Annotated in this window: 12 protein-coding genes; 4 read left to right on the top strand and 8 right to left on the bottom strand. The window is 69.6% G+C overall.

The genetic code is table 11. The features are described from left to right. The first annotated feature begins 70 nt into the window (after window positions 1-70). A complete protein-coding gene (locus LQ940_RS00145) occupies window positions 71-718 on the top strand; it encodes a dihydrofolate reductase family protein (RefSeq protein WP_231241226.1) in 648 nt (215 codons plus the stop codon). A gap of 22 nt (window positions 719-740) precedes the next feature. Here LQ940_RS00145 and LQ940_RS00140 read toward each other — a convergent pair whose 3' ends face one another. Further along, complete coding sequence (locus LQ940_RS00140; protein WP_231241227.1) at window positions 741-1,196, bottom strand: Lrp/AsnC family transcriptional regulator; 456 nt, start codon at window positions 1,194-1,196, stop codon at window positions 741-743. Window positions 1,197-1,329: 133 nt separating this feature from the next. Here LQ940_RS00140 and LQ940_RS00135 point away from each other — a divergent pair, with 133 nt between their 5' ends. Next, entirely contained in the window at window positions 1,330-3,636 is a 2,307-nt protein-coding gene (locus LQ940_RS00135) for a transketolase-like TK C-terminal-containing protein (RefSeq protein ID WP_231241228.1), read from the top strand. Between the two features lie 142 nt (window positions 3,637-3,778). Here the strand turns inward: LQ940_RS00135 and LQ940_RS00130 are convergent, their stop codons facing one another. After that, on the bottom strand, window positions 3,779-7,738 hold the full coding sequence (locus LQ940_RS00130) for a hypothetical protein (RefSeq protein ID WP_231365057.1): 3,960 nt from the start codon (window positions 7,736-7,738) through the stop codon (window positions 3,779-3,781). Window positions 7,739-8,383: 645 nt separating this feature from the next. Here LQ940_RS00130 and LQ940_RS00125 point away from each other — a divergent pair. Continuing rightward, the gene (locus LQ940_RS00125) at window positions 8,384-9,562 is read left to right on the top strand and encodes a tyrosine-type recombinase/integrase (protein ID WP_231241230.1); all 1,179 of its coding nucleotides are present in this window, start codon (window positions 8,384-8,386) and stop codon (window positions 9,560-9,562) included. Window positions 9,563-9,568: 6 nt separating this feature from the next. Here LQ940_RS00125 and darG read toward each other — a convergent pair whose 3' ends face one another. The 3 genes from darG to LQ940_RS00110 all read right to left on the bottom strand — a co-directional run bounded on the left by darG (window position 9,569) and on the right by LQ940_RS00110 (window position 11,720). Continuing rightward, the gene (darG, locus tag LQ940_RS00120) at window positions 9,569-10,627 is read right to left on the bottom strand and encodes a type II toxin-antitoxin system antitoxin DNA ADP-ribosyl glycohydrolase DarG (protein ID WP_231241231.1); all 1,059 of its coding nucleotides are present in this window, start codon (window positions 10,625-10,627) and stop codon (window positions 9,569-9,571) included. Window positions 10,628-10,644: 17 nt separating this feature from the next. Further along, entirely contained in the window at window positions 10,645-11,289 is a 645-nt protein-coding gene (gene darT / locus LQ940_RS00115; RefSeq protein ID WP_231241232.1) for a type II toxin-antitoxin system toxin DNA ADP-ribosyl transferase DarT, read from the bottom strand. Between the two features lie 104 nt (window positions 11,290-11,393). After that, window positions 11,394-11,720, bottom strand: coding sequence for a DUF1508 domain-containing protein (locus tag LQ940_RS00110; protein ID WP_231241233.1), 327 nt, complete (start codon window positions 11,718-11,720; stop codon window positions 11,394-11,396). A 361-nt stretch (window positions 11,721-12,081) separates the two neighbouring features. Between LQ940_RS00110 and LQ940_RS00105 the strand changes: the two genes are divergently transcribed. After that, a complete protein-coding gene (locus LQ940_RS00105; protein ID WP_231241234.1) occupies window positions 12,082-12,504 on the top strand; it encodes a hypothetical protein in 423 nt (140 codons plus the stop codon). 27 nt (window positions 12,505-12,531) lie between these two features. On the opposite strand, the gene LQ940_RS00100 is transcribed toward LQ940_RS00105, so the two are convergent. The 3 genes from LQ940_RS00100 to mobF form a co-directional block, all read right to left on the bottom strand. Further along, window positions 12,532-12,729 carry a helix-turn-helix domain-containing protein gene (locus tag LQ940_RS00100; RefSeq protein WP_231241235.1) on the bottom strand — a complete coding sequence of 66 codons (198 nt, stop codon included), beginning with the start codon at window positions 12,727-12,729 and terminating at the stop codon, window positions 12,532-12,534. Further along, window positions 12,722-12,961: a hypothetical protein gene (locus LQ940_RS00095; RefSeq protein ID WP_231241236.1), complete on the bottom strand. Its 240-nt coding sequence runs from the start codon at window positions 12,959-12,961 to the stop codon at window positions 12,722-12,724. The genes LQ940_RS00100 and LQ940_RS00095 overlap by 8 nt, the downstream gene beginning before the upstream one ends. Before the next feature lie 172 nt (window positions 12,962-13,133). Continuing rightward, entirely contained in the window at window positions 13,134-15,758 is a 2,625-nt protein-coding gene (mobF, locus tag LQ940_RS00090; RefSeq protein ID WP_231241237.1) for a MobF family relaxase, read from the bottom strand. Between the last annotated feature and the right edge of the window lie 71 nt (window positions 15,759-15,829).

The raw sequence follows: 15,829 nt of genomic DNA, 5'->3' as shown, positions 1-15,829 counted from the left end.
CCCGATGACTTCGCGGGGCCCGCGGGGTCACACTCGACGAACACGCCGGGCGTCGACAGAGGGAGCAACCGTGAGCCAGCTGGTGCGCGCACACAACATCGTGGTGTCCAGTGACGGGTACGCCGCGGGCGAGGGGCAGAGCCTCGAGCGCCCGTTCGGGCACGCCGACCCCCAGGTCATGATGGCGTGGGCCGGGGCCACCGCGAGCTGGCCGAACCGCACCGACCCCGGCGGCAGCCAGGGCCTCGACGACTATCTCGTCCGCGAGTTCCACCGCAACATCGGCGCCGAGATCATGGGCCGCAACAAGTTCGGGCCCCAGCGCGGCCCCTGGACCGACCACGAGTGGCAGGGCTGGTGGGGCGACGAGCCGCCGTTCCACACCCCGGTGTTCGTCATGACCCACCACGAGCGGCCGTCGTTCACGCTCGGCGACACGACGTTCCACTTCGTCTCCGGCTCCCCCGCCGAGGTGCTCGAGCCGGCCTTGGCCGCCGCCGACGGCAAGGACGTGCGCCTCGGCGGCGGCGCCCAGTCGCTGCGCCAGTTCCTGGACGCGGGCCTGGTCGACACCCTCCACGTCGCCGTCTCTCCCGTGGAGCTGGGCGGGGGCTCGCGGCTGTGGAGCTCACCCGAGGAGCTGCTGGACCGCTACCACCGCGACGTCGTGCCCAGCCCGAGCGGAGCGGTCGTGCACCACCTCTTCTGGCGGCGCTAGGACCGCTGCCCGGGCAGCTACCTCAGGCGGGCTCGGTCGGCGGGTCGTCGGAGCGCTCCCAGGAGTAGAGCGAGATGAGCGTCTTGGTGGCCGTCAGCTTGCCCGTACGCCGCATCGCGTTGACCACGCGCTGCAGGTGGTCCACGTCGTCGACGCGGATGCGCACCAGGCCGTCCGGGTCGCCGGCGATGGTGTAGAACGCCTGGATCTCGGGCACGTCTTTGAGGATCTCGGCGAGCTCGCCGGTCTCGGTGGAGCCCGCGAGCCGGATCTCGGTGAACGCCTCGAGCGAGCCGCCGCGCTTGTCGTCGATGATCGCGCGGTAGCCGCGGATCACGCCGCTTTGCTCCAGCCGCGCGATCCGGCGGGCCACCGGAGCCGGGGAGAGACGGACCGTACGCGCGATCTCGGCCACCGTGGTGCGCGCGTCGCGACGCAGCAGGTCGAGGATCGCGCGGTCTACCTCATCCACGGCCATGCGAGTCAGATCCTGCGCTGCACTGATGACTTCGCCCACATATCGAGCTTGAGTTTGCCATGAATACTGCGAATCGAGCGCGAAACGATCAACACCGATAGTCAGGGCCGCCGGTCGCTGAGACCGTGTGCGCGTGACCGACCCGATCGACCTCGCCGTCCTGCGCACCATCTCCCAGCGCGTGCTGTGGCTCTCCGCCGCCATCGTCGACGCCGCCAACCGCGGGCGCCCCAACACCAGCGGGGTCAAGGTGGGCGGCCACCAGGCCTCGTCGGCCTCGATCGTCGACATCATGGTGGCCCTGTGGTTCCAGAGCCTGACCGACGCGGACCGGGTGTCGGTGAAGCCGCACGCCTCCCCCGTCCTGCACGCGCTGAACCACCTGCTCGGCGACCTGGATCCGGCCTACCTGACGACGCTGCGCGAGAAGGGCGGCCTGCAGTCGTACCCGAGCCGGCTCAAGGACCCCGACACGGTCGACTTCTCGACCGGCTCGGTGGGCATCGGCGCCACCGCCGCACTGTGGGCGGCGGTCGCGCACCGCTACGCGAGCTCGCACTTCCCCGACACCCCGCACGCGGGCCGCTTCGTGAGCCTGCTCGGCGACGCCGAGCTCGACGAGGGGGCGATCTGGGAGGCGGTGGCGGACCCGATGGTCGCGTCCCTCGGCGAGGTCCTGTGGGTCGTGGACCTGAACCGGCAGTCGCTGGACCGGGTCGTGCCCGACATCCAGATCCAGCGGCTCCAGGGGATGTTCGAGGCCGCCGGCTGGGAGGTGCTGACGCTGAAGTGGGGCCGTACGATCTCGCGGATCTTCGAGCGTCCCGGCGGTGCCGATCTCCGGGAGCGCCTGGAGTCCATGCCGAACGAGGAGTACCAGCGGATGCTTCGCGTGGCTCCGGACCAGGTCGCCGCGCGGATCCTCCTCGACCGGGCCTCACCGGAGCTCCAGGCCCTCGTGAGCGCGCTCCCGGCCGAGGAGCTGGCGAGCGCAGTCCGGGATCTGGGGGGACACGACCTGGGGCTGCTGGTCGACACCTTCGACAAGATCGCCGACGACCGGCCGACCGTCGTGTTCGCCTACACGATCAAGGGTCGCGGACTGGCCACCGAGGGCCACCCGAACAACCACTCCGCACTGCTCGGCGAGGAGCAGATGCGCGAGCTCGCCGCGGCGACCGGCGCCAGCCTGGACGACTCCTGGCGCACCTTCGACGAGGGCACGCCCGCGGCCGTCCTGTGCGCGCAGCGCGGCCGGGCCCTGCGCAGGACTCCCGTCGGGGCGCCGGCGGCGCTCCAGGTCCCCACCACGCTCGGCCACCCGCATCGCAAGCCCGGCTCCACGCAGGCGGCCCTGGGCCGGCTGCTCGCCGACCTGGTCCGCGACGCCCCCGCGGCGGCCGCCCGCGTGGTCACGTGCTCGCCCGACGTCGCGTCCTCGACCAACCTGGGGGGCTGGATCAACAAGACCGGCGTGTGGAGCGTCAAGGACCGCCACGACTGGTTCGCCGACGACCGCGAGCGGGTCCTGCGGTGGTCCGAGGCGACCAACGGACAGCACGTCGAGCTCGGCATCGCCGAGGTGAACCTGGTCGGACTGCTCGGGGAGCTCGGCACCACGTGGAGCCGGTGGGGCGAGCGCCTGATCCCGGTGGCCACGCTCTACGACCCCTTCGTCTCGCGCGCGCTGGAGCCGTGGTCCTACGGCATGTACGCCGGAGGCCAGTCCATCCTGGTCGGCACCCCGTCGGGGGTGACCCTGGCCCCGGAGGGCGGGGCGCACCAGTCGATCACCACGCCGTCGATCGGGTTGGAGCAGCCGAGCTGCATCGCCTGGGAGCCGGCCTTCGCGCAGGACCTCGAGTGGACGTTCCTGCACGCCATGAGCCGAGTCGGCGTGCCGGGCGGCACGTCGTCGTACTTCCGGCTCTCGACCCGGCCGCTGGACCCCGCGCTCGCCGAGCTGCCCGAGGACGAAGGCCTCCTGGAGCGGCGCCGCCGTCAGGCGGTGGCCGGCGGCTACCGCCTGCGCTCGTCGCCGGCGGACGAGGTCACGCTGGTGGGCGCCGGGGCGATCATGCCCGAGGTCATCGCGGCTGCCGACGCGCTCGCCGGGCATGGCATCAGCGCGGGCGTGGTCTGCCTGACCAGCGCCGACCTGGTGTTCCGCTCCTTCCAGCAGCGCGGACGGCGCAGCGCCGGTGACGGCGGCGCCATCGTGGACGAGCTGTTCCCCGCGGACCAGGCGACCCCGCTGGTGACCGTGCTGGACGGCCATCCGCACACGCTCTCGTTCCTCGCCGGCGTACGCGGCGACCGCATCCGCAACCTCGGGGTCACTGAGTTCGGCCAGTCCAGCACCGTGGACGAGGCCTACCGCCTGCACGGGATCGACACCACCTCGATCGTGGACGCCGCCTACGGCGTGCTCGGCCGCTGAGTGGGTGAGGCGCCCGAGGTGGGCGCACTCGACACCTTCGCGACCCGCAGCCACACGCGCTTGCGGAGGCATCCACTCCGCGACGGTACGAGCCGCCGCCAGCTTTACCGCACGTGCCCGGGAAAGCGCCCCAGCGGTGCCGTCAGCGCAAGGCGAACAGGTCTGCTGCCCGGCCGGGGCCGGCCGCCTTCTTCGCAGTCAAGCCGACCTTCGCGATCGTGACCTTGACGCCGTGGGCGCGTAGGTACGAGACGACCGCCCGAGCCCGTGCCCCCGCCAGCGCCGACGACTCGCCCGCGCTGCGGTTGCCGTAGACCACCACGAGCTTCGCACCTCGCAGGGACCGGGCTTGGACGCGCAGGGAGGACTTGGCACGGGGAGACAGCGTGGCAGAGCCCTTCGCGAAGGAGAGCTTCCCCGCCCGCGCAAGGTGGCTGGCCGACGTCGCGGCGTAAGCCGCGGAGACCTTGGAGACGACCACACGCACAACCCGGCTCCCGGCGCCCATCACGCGGACACGGCAGACACCGGGCGACACGAAGACCAGACGGCCACCGCTGACGCGGCAGGCGGGAGTGGAAGCGACGACCCGAAGGTCGGACTCTCCCTGTCCCAGCACCGTCACGATCTGCGTCAGGCGGCCGGTCTTCGGCGCAGCCGGCGTGCCCCACACCGGGAACGACGCGGTCACGGCGGGCGCGGGACGCACCGTCGAGGTGCCGTCCTGGGTTGCTCGAACGGTGCACGTCCCGGCCTTGAGGAGCGCGACGGCGACACCGGAGACCGAGCACACGGCCGGCGTCGTCGAGGTGAGCGTGACCGGGAGCCCCAGGCTGGACGTTGCGGAAGCGGTGACGGAGCGGCTGGACAGCGCAGTGCCGACGAGTCCGCCCAGGTGGATCGTCTGGTCGTGCGCGGAGACAGCGAACGAACGCTCCTCGAACGTGTGGGCCCACACCTGGTCGCCGGCCTCGGCGCGCACCGTGCAGATGCCGTGGGTGAGAAGCGAGACCACGTCGCCGTTCACCGCGCACACCCCCGGTGTCGCGCTCGTGAACCTCACAGGTGCCCCCGAGCTGGTCGAGGCGGCCAGCGTGAACGGCCCGTCGGCGAGCATGCGGTCAGCGGGCGCCGAGAAGCTGAGGATCTGCTGGCCGGCGGCGACCTCGAAGGAGCGGTCCTGGGAGACAGGCGCCCAGACGTCGTTGCCCGCCGCGGAGGACCGCACCGTGCAGGTCCCCGAACGGTGCAGGGTGACCAGGCCACCAGCCAGGCTGCACACCTGCGGGGTCAGGCTGCTGAATGTCACAGGCGCCCCCGAGGCGGACGACGCGGCCAGGGTGAACGGGTCGTCGGTGGCCACACGGTCGGCGGGGGCGGGGAAGTCGAGGGTCTGCGGGGCCGCGGCGACCTCGAAGGACCGCTCCGCAGAGACAGGCGCCCAGACGTCGTTGCCGGCCTCGGCACGCACGGCGCAGGTCCCCGCACCGTGCAGGGAGACCCGGTCACCAGTAAGGGTGCACACCGCCGGACTGGTGCTGGTGAACGTCACAGGCACCCCCGAGCTGGTCGAAGCGGCCAGCGTGAACGGGTCGTCGGTGGCCACACGGTCCGCGGGGGCGGGGAAGTCCAGGGTCTGCGGGGCCGCGGTGACCTCGAAGGACCGCTCCGCAGAGACAGGCGCCCAGACGTCGTTGCCCGCCGCGGAGGACCGCACCGTGCAGGTCCCCGAGCGGTGCAGGGTGACCAGGCCACCAGCCAGGGTGCACACCTGCGGGGTCAGGCTGCTGAATGTCACAGGCGCCCCCGAGGCGGACGACGCGGCCAGGGTGAACGGGTCGTCGGTGGCCACACGGTCGGCGGGGGCGGGGAAGTCGAGGGTCTGCGCGGCGGCGGTGACCTCGAAGGACCGCTCCGCAGAGACAGGCGCCCACACGTGGTCGCCGGCCTCGGCGCGCACCGTGCAGGTCCCGTGGGTGAGAAGCGAGACCACGTCGCCATCCACCGCGCACACCCCAGGAGTCGCGCTCGTGAACCTCACAGGCACCCCCGAGCTGGTCGAAGCAGCCAGCGTGAACGGGTCGTCGGTGGCCACACGGTCCGCGAGGACCGGGAAGTCGAGGGTCTGCGGGGCCGCGGTGACCTCGAAGGACCGCTCCGCAGAGACAGGCGCCCACACCTGGTCGCCGGCCTCGGCGCGCACCGTGCAGGTCCCGTGGGTGAGAAGCGAGACCACGTCGCCATCCACCGCGCACACCCCAGGAGTCGCGCTCGTGAACCTCACAGGCACCCCCGAGCTGGTCGAAGCAGCCAGCGCGAACGGCCCGTCGGTGGCCACACGGTCGGCGGGGGCGGGGAAGTCGAGGGTCTGCGGGGCGGCGGTGACCTCGAAGGAGCGGTCCTGGGAGACGGCCGCCCACAGGGCGTTGCCGGCCTCGGCGCGCACCGTGCAGGTCCCAGCACCGTGCAGGATGAGGCTGCCACCTGACAGGGTGCACACCTGCTGGGTCAGGCTGGCGAACTCGACCGCCAGACCCGACGACGTGCGAGCGGTCAGCGTGAACGGGTCGTCGGTGGCCACACGGTCAGCGAGCGCCGGGAAGTCGAGGTTCTGGTGTCCCGCAGCGATCTGGAAGGACTGCTCCTTCACGACCGCCTGCTGGTACTGGTTCTGGCTCTGGATCGCGCGCAGCGTGCACGTGCCGACCGTGAGCGGTGTGACCGTCCTGCCCGAGACCGTGCAGACCCCGGCGCTCAGGGTGTACACGGTGACGGGCAACGCACCTTTGGCCTCAATGTCGAAAGGTCCGGCGACGATCTCGCGGCTGGAGATCTGAGGGAAGACCAGCTGGTTGGTGTAGAACTCCGGGGGCCGGGTGGACGCCATCACCGGGATGCCGATGTCGGCGCTGGCGCTCTCCCAGGAGCCGTAGGCGCCAGCGGCAGTCGCGCGGATTCGGCAGGTGTCGCGGACATAGGTGACGCTGCTCGTGACCACGTTGCCGGACACGGTGCACACGTGAGGCGTCAGGCTCTGGTAGCTCAGCGACCGGCCCGAGTCGACAGAGGCCTGCACGACGAGCGTGTCGCCGCCCGCAGGGCCCAGTCGCTGATACGGGTCGTAAGGCCAGGTCACCGTCTGGGTGCGCTCCCGGGGAGTCAGCTTGATGGTGCGCGTCAGCGGCGCGGCCGGGTACCACTGGGCGTTGCCGGGCTGGGAGGCCGTGACGGTGCAGTAGCCGTAGAGGTTCGGCAGCAGCCCGACACCGTCCACCACGTGCAGGGTGTTTCCTTCAACGGTGCACAGATTCGGCGTCGTCGACGTGTAGGTGATCGGCAAGCCGGAGGTCGCGGTGCCATCCAGCGTCACTGGCGTGTCAGCCCACGACGGTGCGGTGGCAACGGGAGACCAGAGGAGGCTCTGGTCTGACTGCGGGTCGTCGATGTTGAACTGGAAGTACCGCTCTGAGGCGTGGTAGACGGCGGTCTCGTTTCGGGCCAGACGGATGTTGCACACCACGCCACGCAACAGGGCCACGGTGACCCGGTAGGTGCTGCGGTTGTAGCCGGTCACCCGACAGGTCTCGATCCCGTTGCCGGGGACGACGGCCTGCACGACGTCGAGCGCCCCGTGGTCACCGTCGGAGTAGGCGGTGAAGGCGACCTGCCCGGCGCCGAGCGGGACGGTGGTGGGGGCGCCCTCGACAGTCACGCCTTGGCGCACGTGAGGGTCGACCGGGATGTCGGAACGAGCGCGCACGCTGGGAGTCGTGTACTCGTACCAGATGGTGCACGTGCCGCCTTTGAGCATGTGCACCGTCAGGAGCCAGGTGCTGCGGTCGTAGCCGGTGATCTGACACACCGACGCCGAAGCGGGGTCCACGAAGATCTTCGGGACGGGGGTGAAGTCGTCCATGTACGCCCGATACGTCAGCGACTCCCCGGCGCTCACCTTCGCGAAGGCGCCGGGGATGTAGAACCCGCGACCGCCGGCGTCCGCGGAAGCCGGCGCCGGCGAGATCACGGCCCCCACGCCCACCAGCACAAGCGCCACCAAGACACGGAGGAACGTGCGGGAGAGACGGGCGGGGGAGAAGATCACCCTGGTGATGGTGCCGCAGGCCGCACCCCATAGCAGGTGTTGTCGAAGTATTGGCACCTTTCGGACACAGCGCCTTGCACAGGCGCCGGTCCTGGACACGTCAGAGGTCCGGCGGCACGACCCATCGCCCCCCGAGGCAAGGAGTTGCGCACATCTCGCGTCGCTCGGAGACCCGGCGACGCCACCAGCCGGGCCGCAGAGCCGAGCCAGTTCGCCGAGCCGGACCGCGCGACTAGGCGCCGAAGAACGACGTGGCCACAGTCCCTCACCGACCGGCTCTCGCTCGAAGCCCGCTACCAGGCATTCCTCGACGCAAGCTGACTCAACACCTCGCGGCGACGGATCGAGCTCTCCCCACCAGCCCCTAGAAGCCAATCTGGAAGTCGACCGGAACACTTCAGAAAAGAAGAAGATCCCAGGCTGCCGGGATTTCGCTGGTGGAGCCTAGGGGACTCGAACCCCTAACCCCCTGCTTGCAAATCGACCCGGAGCAGGCGCAATATGGCTGTGACCTGCGGAAACGTCGGACATAGGTGGACAAGATTCCCCTATTGGGGACATTCTTTCCCCCACCAGTCCCCCACAGGGACTCCTGCTGCTAACCAAGCAGGGGGTTAGGAATCGGGATCGAAGGGCGGCTGCCGGATGGCCAGGCGACGGGGCTTCGGCGAGGTCGAGCGGCGGGTCAGCGCGACCGGCAAGGTGACCCACCGAGCTCGCTATTCCATGCCCGACGGCACCCGCTACTCGCGCACCCTCGCCACCAAGATGGACGCCGAAGCGTGGCTCGCGGCCGAGCGGGCGTTGGTGGACCGAGAGGAGTGGACTCCGCCCAGGGCACGCCAGGTGGCGGAGTCCAAGCGGCAGTCCGCCGCGGCCTGGAACACGGTCGGCTCGTTCGCCGAGCGCTTCCTGGTCGAGCGCGGCCTGCGGCCGACCACACAGCGCAACTACCGGCAGCTGCTGAGGTCGCGGATCCTCCCCTACTTCGGTGAGATGCCGCTGACCGAGGTCACCCTGTCGGAGATCAAGCAGTGGCGCGCCTCGCTCGATCCCGCCACCGAGTCGAGCAACGCCGCGGCGTACCGGCTCCTGCGATCGATCCTCCAGTCGGCCGAGGAGGAGGAGCTCATCTTCCGAGCGCCACCGAAGATCCGCGGCGCCGGCTCTGCTCGCGTGAAGCGAGTCGCCGTGCCGGCGACCCTCGACGAGCTTGCGGTCATCATCGAGACGATGCCCGAGCGGCTGCGACTGCTCATCGTGCTCGCCGCGTTCGTGGGCCTCCGCGAGGGCGAGCTGTTGGAGCTGCGACGCTCCGACATCGACGGCGTTAGCGGTCGAATCAGGGTCACGCGCAAGGTCGACAAGGACGTCATCCCCGGGACCAAGGACGCCTGCCCCAATTGCGGACGCGTCATCAGCGCACCGAAGACGGCCAGCGGAGTCCGTACCGTGCACGTCCCGCCGCCGTTCCTTCCGATGCTGCCGAAGCACCTGCTCGAGCACACCGCTCCCGGCCCGGCTGGACTGCTGTTCGCCGGCGATCGGACCGACCACATGAGCGTGCGGTACCTGATGGACCGCTACCGCCCAGCGCGCGAAGCCGCCGGTCGACCGGACCTGACGATTCACCACCTCCGGCACACCGCCCTGACCCTCGCCGGCCAGCAGGGCGCCACCGCCGCCGAGCTCCAGGCACGCGCCGGGCACGCGTCCCAAGCAGCGATGGCGATCTACCAACACGCCACGCTGGACCGTGACAAGACACTGGCGGAGAAGATCGGCGATACGTACGACGCGTGGAGCGCCAGGCGTGATCGTTGACTTCCCTCAGGCGGCCGTGGCCTTTGGAAGCCAGTCCTGCCTGCGCAATGCCTCGAGCGCCGTGCGCACATGGTCAGCAGTGAACATCCGCGCCTTGCGCGGTGACCATTCCCATACCTTCTCCATGAGCGCGTCATCGTCCACTGTCACGTCTTGTGTCGCCAACCAGTGCACCGTCGCAAGAAGTTCAAGACCGTAGGCCGACTCGAATCCGGCAGCCAGGTCGAGGACGCGGTCGATGCGCTCCCGGGTCTCGTCGGCACTCTCGAGTGTTTGCTCCGCTTCCTCCGCAGCGCCGGGCATCACCACCAACGGTTCTGCTTCCGCAACGGTCGCGCTACCGTCGCCGTAGCCGCTGAGGAAGTGCCCTTCGACGACATTGAGAACGTGACGAAGGTTGTCGGCATACGGGCCGTACCGGTTGGCGGCGAACTTCAACCTGAGTGGCTCACCAGCGGTCTGGAGGAAGTACATGAGTTTCTGCGACTCGATGAGCCCGGGTGCCATGAACGACTGGCCCGTGTAGCGATGAATGAGCTCGACCAAGGCCGCCCGTCCCGGCGTCATCTCGGGACGCTTCGCCGCCGTTGCGATCTCGGCAGCGGCCGGAGCACCTTCCGGTGCGAACAATTGAACGTCGACGTCCGGAACGTGCTCGAAGGCTGCAACGATCCGAGGCTCGACGTAGCGCCAGTCAAGGCCACCGTTACCGCATCCCAGCGGCGGGACAGCGATCGACTGGATGCCAAACTCTTGGATCACGTCAATCAGAGAGACGAGTCCCGCCTCGATGTCCTTGAGCTTAGACCGCGACTTCCAGTGGCCCTTGGTCGGGAAGTTGATGACGTATTTGGGGCCAGTCATCTGTCCGGTCGGCCAGACTTGAACGTGGCCGAGGCAGATCTCGCCAGCCTTCGCCGCCTTGCGGTAGGCGTCGTACATCGCTGGGTAGGCCTTCTTGAACTGCAACGCGATGCCTTTGCCCATCACACCCTCGGTGTTGACGGTGTTGACGAGCGCCTCGACGTCGGCGAGCAGCAGGTTCCCGGCTGTTTCCTTAATCATCTCACCTCCAGCATGCCTCAGAAGTACCAGTTGGTCCGCACTGCCACGCGCGGTATCCACTCAGCGGCGCCAACGATCTGGTCCACTTGGTCGGCCACAGTCTGACTCCTTGCACCGACAAAGAGCACCGACTCCCAGGGAACCGACCGGTGTACGAGGCACTCGGCCATCCGGCGCTCTCGCCGATCCGGGTACTCATTGGTGTTGTTCCAGTACCGCGCCTCCATGAGCGGCCAGTCGATGAAGTCCTCAGCGGGCTCACCGTCAGCCAAGCGGTGGAACTCCGTGAAGGCCAGCGCGGCATTCCGGTCGGTCAGCACGATCTCGGCACTCCCTGCCGTAAGGGCCTCGAGCGTCGTGGCGAGGTAGATGAGGCGATCCGAGCCGTCCGTGTACTCGGGGACCCGACCGTTGTCGATGGCCGACATCATCGGGCTCCGGGTAGCGAAGTAGAAGGGAACGTAGTCCCCCACCAACCCGTGCGGCGCCACGGGCACCTGACGCGAGGCTCGACTCGCCTTAATCGCGCGGTTGCCGATGTCCACCGCGGTCAGTCCGCTGGCTCCGGCCTGGGCGTGACACTGGATCCCCTCCCGCAGGATCGTCGACAGATTATCAACATGCGTGAAGTGGTAGACACGCGTGGGAACTGGTCGAACCACGCTACCTCCTCATTCTTCAACAGGATGATTGCAGAGAATCTCAGGCGACTGTGCGCGACCACGAAGGCGCCGGCTCCCAGGTGGGAGCCGGCGCCCCTGTCGGGTCAGGCTGCGGCGCTACCCGCCCCACCCGCGTTGTCACGGACGCGGTTGGCCGCCTCCTGGGCCGCGTGCCGACTCGAGAACGACTCACCGGACGCCGCGACCTTGTCGGAGCCGCGCCACGCTCGCCATCGCCAGGAGCCGCCGGCGTCCTGGTAGACGTCGTACCGGGCGGTCTTCGCTCCCGCCTTGAAGGCCGACGCGGCCCGGCTGGCGTTGTAGGTCGACGCGAACGTCTCACCGGCCCACGCCACCATCTCGTTGTTGCCGGCGTAGAGCCACCACGTGGGGTTTCCGGCCTGGTTGTTTGCTACGACGAACCGCCACATTGGCGATCCCTCCCGTCTCGCACCTCAGTGCGTGTCTTGCGCGAGCTCGGGACCGGTGATGTCATTGCAGTTCAACCCGTGCGGCGACATCTCATGTCCCGTGCACCTCAGCGCCCGGCCTCCCAGCCGGGCGCTTTGGCATTTGCGCGCTTTCTGCGCCACCTGGGTTCAGGTGACGACGCCAGTCCAGCAGCGGTGCTGCCCCGCCGCGGCGCAACACGCCGACGAGGCGGGGGCTATTTCGTCGGTGAATTGCGCGAATAAACACCGTTGTAGTTCGGCGCTTCTGCGGCCCCTGGCGACGATCTGCCGCGACACTAGACGCCTACGAGCCCCCATAGCGCGCGAATAGGCGGACATCATGAATGCAGACGACCCGAGCATTGGCCAGATTGCCCCCCCTTGCGGGCGGCTCACCTGCAAGAAGCCCGTTGTTCAGGAGCTTGGGCCCGGTCGTCGCAAGGAGTACTGCTCAGACACCTGCCGGCGAGGAGCTGACCGCGACTACAAGCGGGCGAAGGCTCACGTCGACACGTTCGAGGAGTACCTGCGTCGCTCCCAGCACGAGGTCGCCTCCTACGGTCGCAAGGCAGAGGCCGACGCGCTCAGCCCAGAGCAACTCGGCCGCTTCGAGACCGCCGCTCGCGTCGCCTTCGCTCGGGCCGAGACCCTGGTGGAGGTTGGCGTGCCTGGCAACCTCGCCGCGGCTGAGCTTGCGGCTTTGGTCCAGGCACTCCGTCCCCTCATGACCGCGGGAGTGGGCTTCACTGCGAGATCGGCCTAGTTGCTGCGGCGCGAATCTCAGCAGGTCTCACCAGCGAGCGGACGGGATCTGCCGGGGAGTTGCTTCGAGGTCTTCGAGTTTGATCCGGATGGCGCGTTTGCCGCAGCGGTATGCGGGGAGGGTGCCGGCGGCGATCCAGCGCCGGATGGTCTTGACCGAGACCGACATGGCTTCGGCGGCTTCCTCGAGGCTGAGGTAGACCGGGATGGGGCGTCGCTCAGCCATCGGAGCGCACCTCCGCTCGTGTGGCGGTGGCTGAGGCGAGGAAGCGTCGGGCCTCGGCGACGGTGATGTAGAGCCGGCCGACGCCTTGGAAGCGTGTCCAGCGTGGTCCGACGCCGCGTCGGCGCCAGTCGCGAACGGTGCGCTGAGGTGTGCGGATGAGTTCGCAGAACTCCTCGAACAGGATCAGGTTGTCGTCGTCCCAGTCGTCCGGGATGCCGATGGGTGTCACCATCACTTCGCCTCTCGCCGTGGCCGCCGACGGATTCGGCGACTCCTGCCTGGAGAAGCAACATCGCGCTCTGCGGATCGGACATCTGTGACCGGTGCTGTCGAGACCCGAGCCTCTCCTGGTCACCTATGTCATCCAGACCGCTCCGGGCGATCACTCGGCGAGAGGGAGTTGGTCAGCGGCCGATCCCACGGGAGCTCGGTCGAGGAGCCGGGATCGGCTGGGGTGGCCGACGTGGGCCGTCGCGCAACCCCTCAGCGTGGAGTCCCGCGGCGGTCGGCTGCGCGTTCGGTCCGTACCGGTCGATGTCGTCCGCGGCTCTGTCGGCGGCGTGCGTTGGGCCGAGGTCGGCGCGGTCGCGGTTGAAGACGTCGACCCATTGGCTGCGGGCGTCGTCGACCGTCTCGGCGACGAGGTGGGCGACGTTGCGGTGGCGGCCGCGGGTCATGCCGACGTACGCCGAGGCGGCCCCGGTCGCGTCGCCGAGTGCCAGGTGGGCGGAGTCGACGGTCTCTCCCTGGGCTCCATAGGCGGTGGTGGTGAAGGCGAGCTCGACGTGATCGTGGACGTACGCGGCAGGCAGGGTGCGTCGGCCGGCGCGGCCGGTGACGAGGAGGCTGCCGTCGACGCCGATGCCTGCGACGGTCCAGGTGTCGCGGTTGGCGACTGCGAGGTCGCGGTCGTTGCGTCGGGTGGCCACCCGGTCGCCGAGACCGATCCGCTCACCACGACACGTGGTGAGTTCGCCAGACTGTTCACCAACGGAGTGTCGGCGGTCGCGGATCGCTGCGTTGAGCGCACCGACCTGGTCGCGGGTATCGGTGATGACGAGCTGATCGCCGTCGGCACCGATCGCGGCCAGGGCGGCCGTGCGTTCGACCTCGCTGGCGTGGACGACGACCTCGCCGCGTTCGAGAAGGGCGTCGAAGACCTCACCAGCACGCTCGCCGGTTCGCATGAGCAGGCTGAGGTCGGCGTACGCGGGATCGCTGAATCGGTGGACCGACTCGAGCTCGTGGTGCGCTTCGGGTCGCACCCAGCGTGCGGCGAGGTCGAGGACACCGCCGCGGCCAACGGCCGGCAGCTGGTGGCGATCGCCGAGGAGCGCGACGACTGCGTGCGCCCGGTCGGCGATGGCGAACAGCGCGCGAGCGGTGTCCTGGTCGAGCATGCCGGCCTCGTCGACGAGGAGGACATCGCCGGGGAGCAGACGGGCGCGGGCCTCGGGCGCGGCGTCGGTCCGCGACCAGTGGCCGTCCTGGTCCCAGCGGTAGCCGTGCTGGTGAATGAGCCACGCGGCGGAGAAGGCGTCGGTACCGACCTGCTGCTGCGCCGCTTGGGCTGCCTTGAGCGTGGGTGTGACGACCACGAGTCGACGATCGGCGTCGTCCAGTACGTCGCGCGCGGCAGCCAGGGTGGTGGTCTTGCCAGTGCCGGCGGCGCCTTCGATCACCAGAAGGCCGGCGTCACCGGCGAGAGCCGCGACGACGCGTCGTTGCGCGGGGTCGAGGTGCGCGACGCCGCGGAGCCGGACCGCGTCAGTGACCGGCCGCGCAGAGCGTGCAGCGATGCTGTCGACCAGGTCGGCTTCGACATCGAGGACTCGCTCGGACGTCAGACTGCGGACATGCTCCGGGACGTCATCACGTTCCAACAGCGGCACACATCGTGTTCGGGCACGATCGGCGACGTCCTCCACCAGCTCGTGCCGGACGGGTCGCTCGGCGACCACGCCGACGGAGGCAATCAGTCGTTCGGCCTCGCCGCGGATGTCGGCTGCGTTCCACGCCGACCGCTTGCCGCCGAGCCGGCTGAGCACAAGGTCGGCGGCGACGTCGCGGTTGATCCGACCGATCTGAAGACCCGGCTCTGGCGCGCGGATGGTCGGTGGCGTGAAGCCGAGGTCGCGCAGTTCGCTGTTCCATGCGGCGACGAGGTCGGCGCCGCCCTGGGGCACGACCTTGTCGGGTCGCGCGTCCGCCCACGCGCGACGGTCCCAGGTACGGCGCAGTCGCGGCCCGGGCTCCTGGTCGGGGTGCTCGGCCCGCCAGGCGGCCTCGTACCGGTCGACGTTGCGGTTGATCTGTGCGGCGCGCTGGCTGAACCCGCCGGCGTACGGCGCGAGCTGCTGGATCTCGCCGTCGTCGTCGAGGCTGTAGCCCCGCTCAGCGAGCGCGGCCCGGAAGTCGGGGTCGCACATCACGGCGGCGTGACCGATCCCGTTGAGTGCCTCGATGCTGTCGACGACGCCGACCGAGTGCAGTCCACGCCACGCGCCGCGAGCGAAGACGCGTGCGTTGATCTGCACGTGGAGGTGACGGTGCGGGTCGCCGGCTCGCGAGGTGTAGTGACGTACGACGGCCGCCTCGACCATCTCCACCGGCACCTGCACCTGACGCCCGCGCGGCCCGACCCGGGTGGTGGCGTGCTCGGCCACCCACCCGATCACCTCACCAGCTGCTCTGCTCATCGCCGCGTCGTACGCCGCCGCGATGTCGGGGTGGAGTGCGGCGGCGAGCGACCAGGACTTCGGCCCGTTGACGATGACCTCGACGAACCGCAGCGCGCGTGCGTCGTCGCGCAGGCGCCCCTTGGCAGCGCCGGTTAGCACGTCGTACCCGCCGACCCAGCGCTCGTATGTCGGGCCGTCGAGGTCGCCGACGCGGTGCACAGCTCCGGCGCCGGCGATGTAGTGCTCGGCCAGGCCGCTGCCTTCGGCCAGGTAGTAGTCGTCGGCGCGTGAGTGGTCGGCCTCGACGTAGGAGCGCGCGGCGGCCGCAGAGCCTCGGTAGAACTTCACGCCACCGTGCATCTGCCTCGTCACCGCCCGTCAACACTCGTCACCTAGCCTTGAAATGACGCTCGGCCCAC

Origin of the sequence: Nocardioides sp. cx-173, assembly GCF_021117365.1 — a bacterium.
GTDB lineage: Bacteria > Actinomycetota > Actinomycetes > Propionibacteriales > Nocardioidaceae > Nocardioides.
The sequence above is the reverse complement of the archived record's forward strand: the minus strand, read 5'-3'. Positions and strand labels throughout refer to the sequence as shown.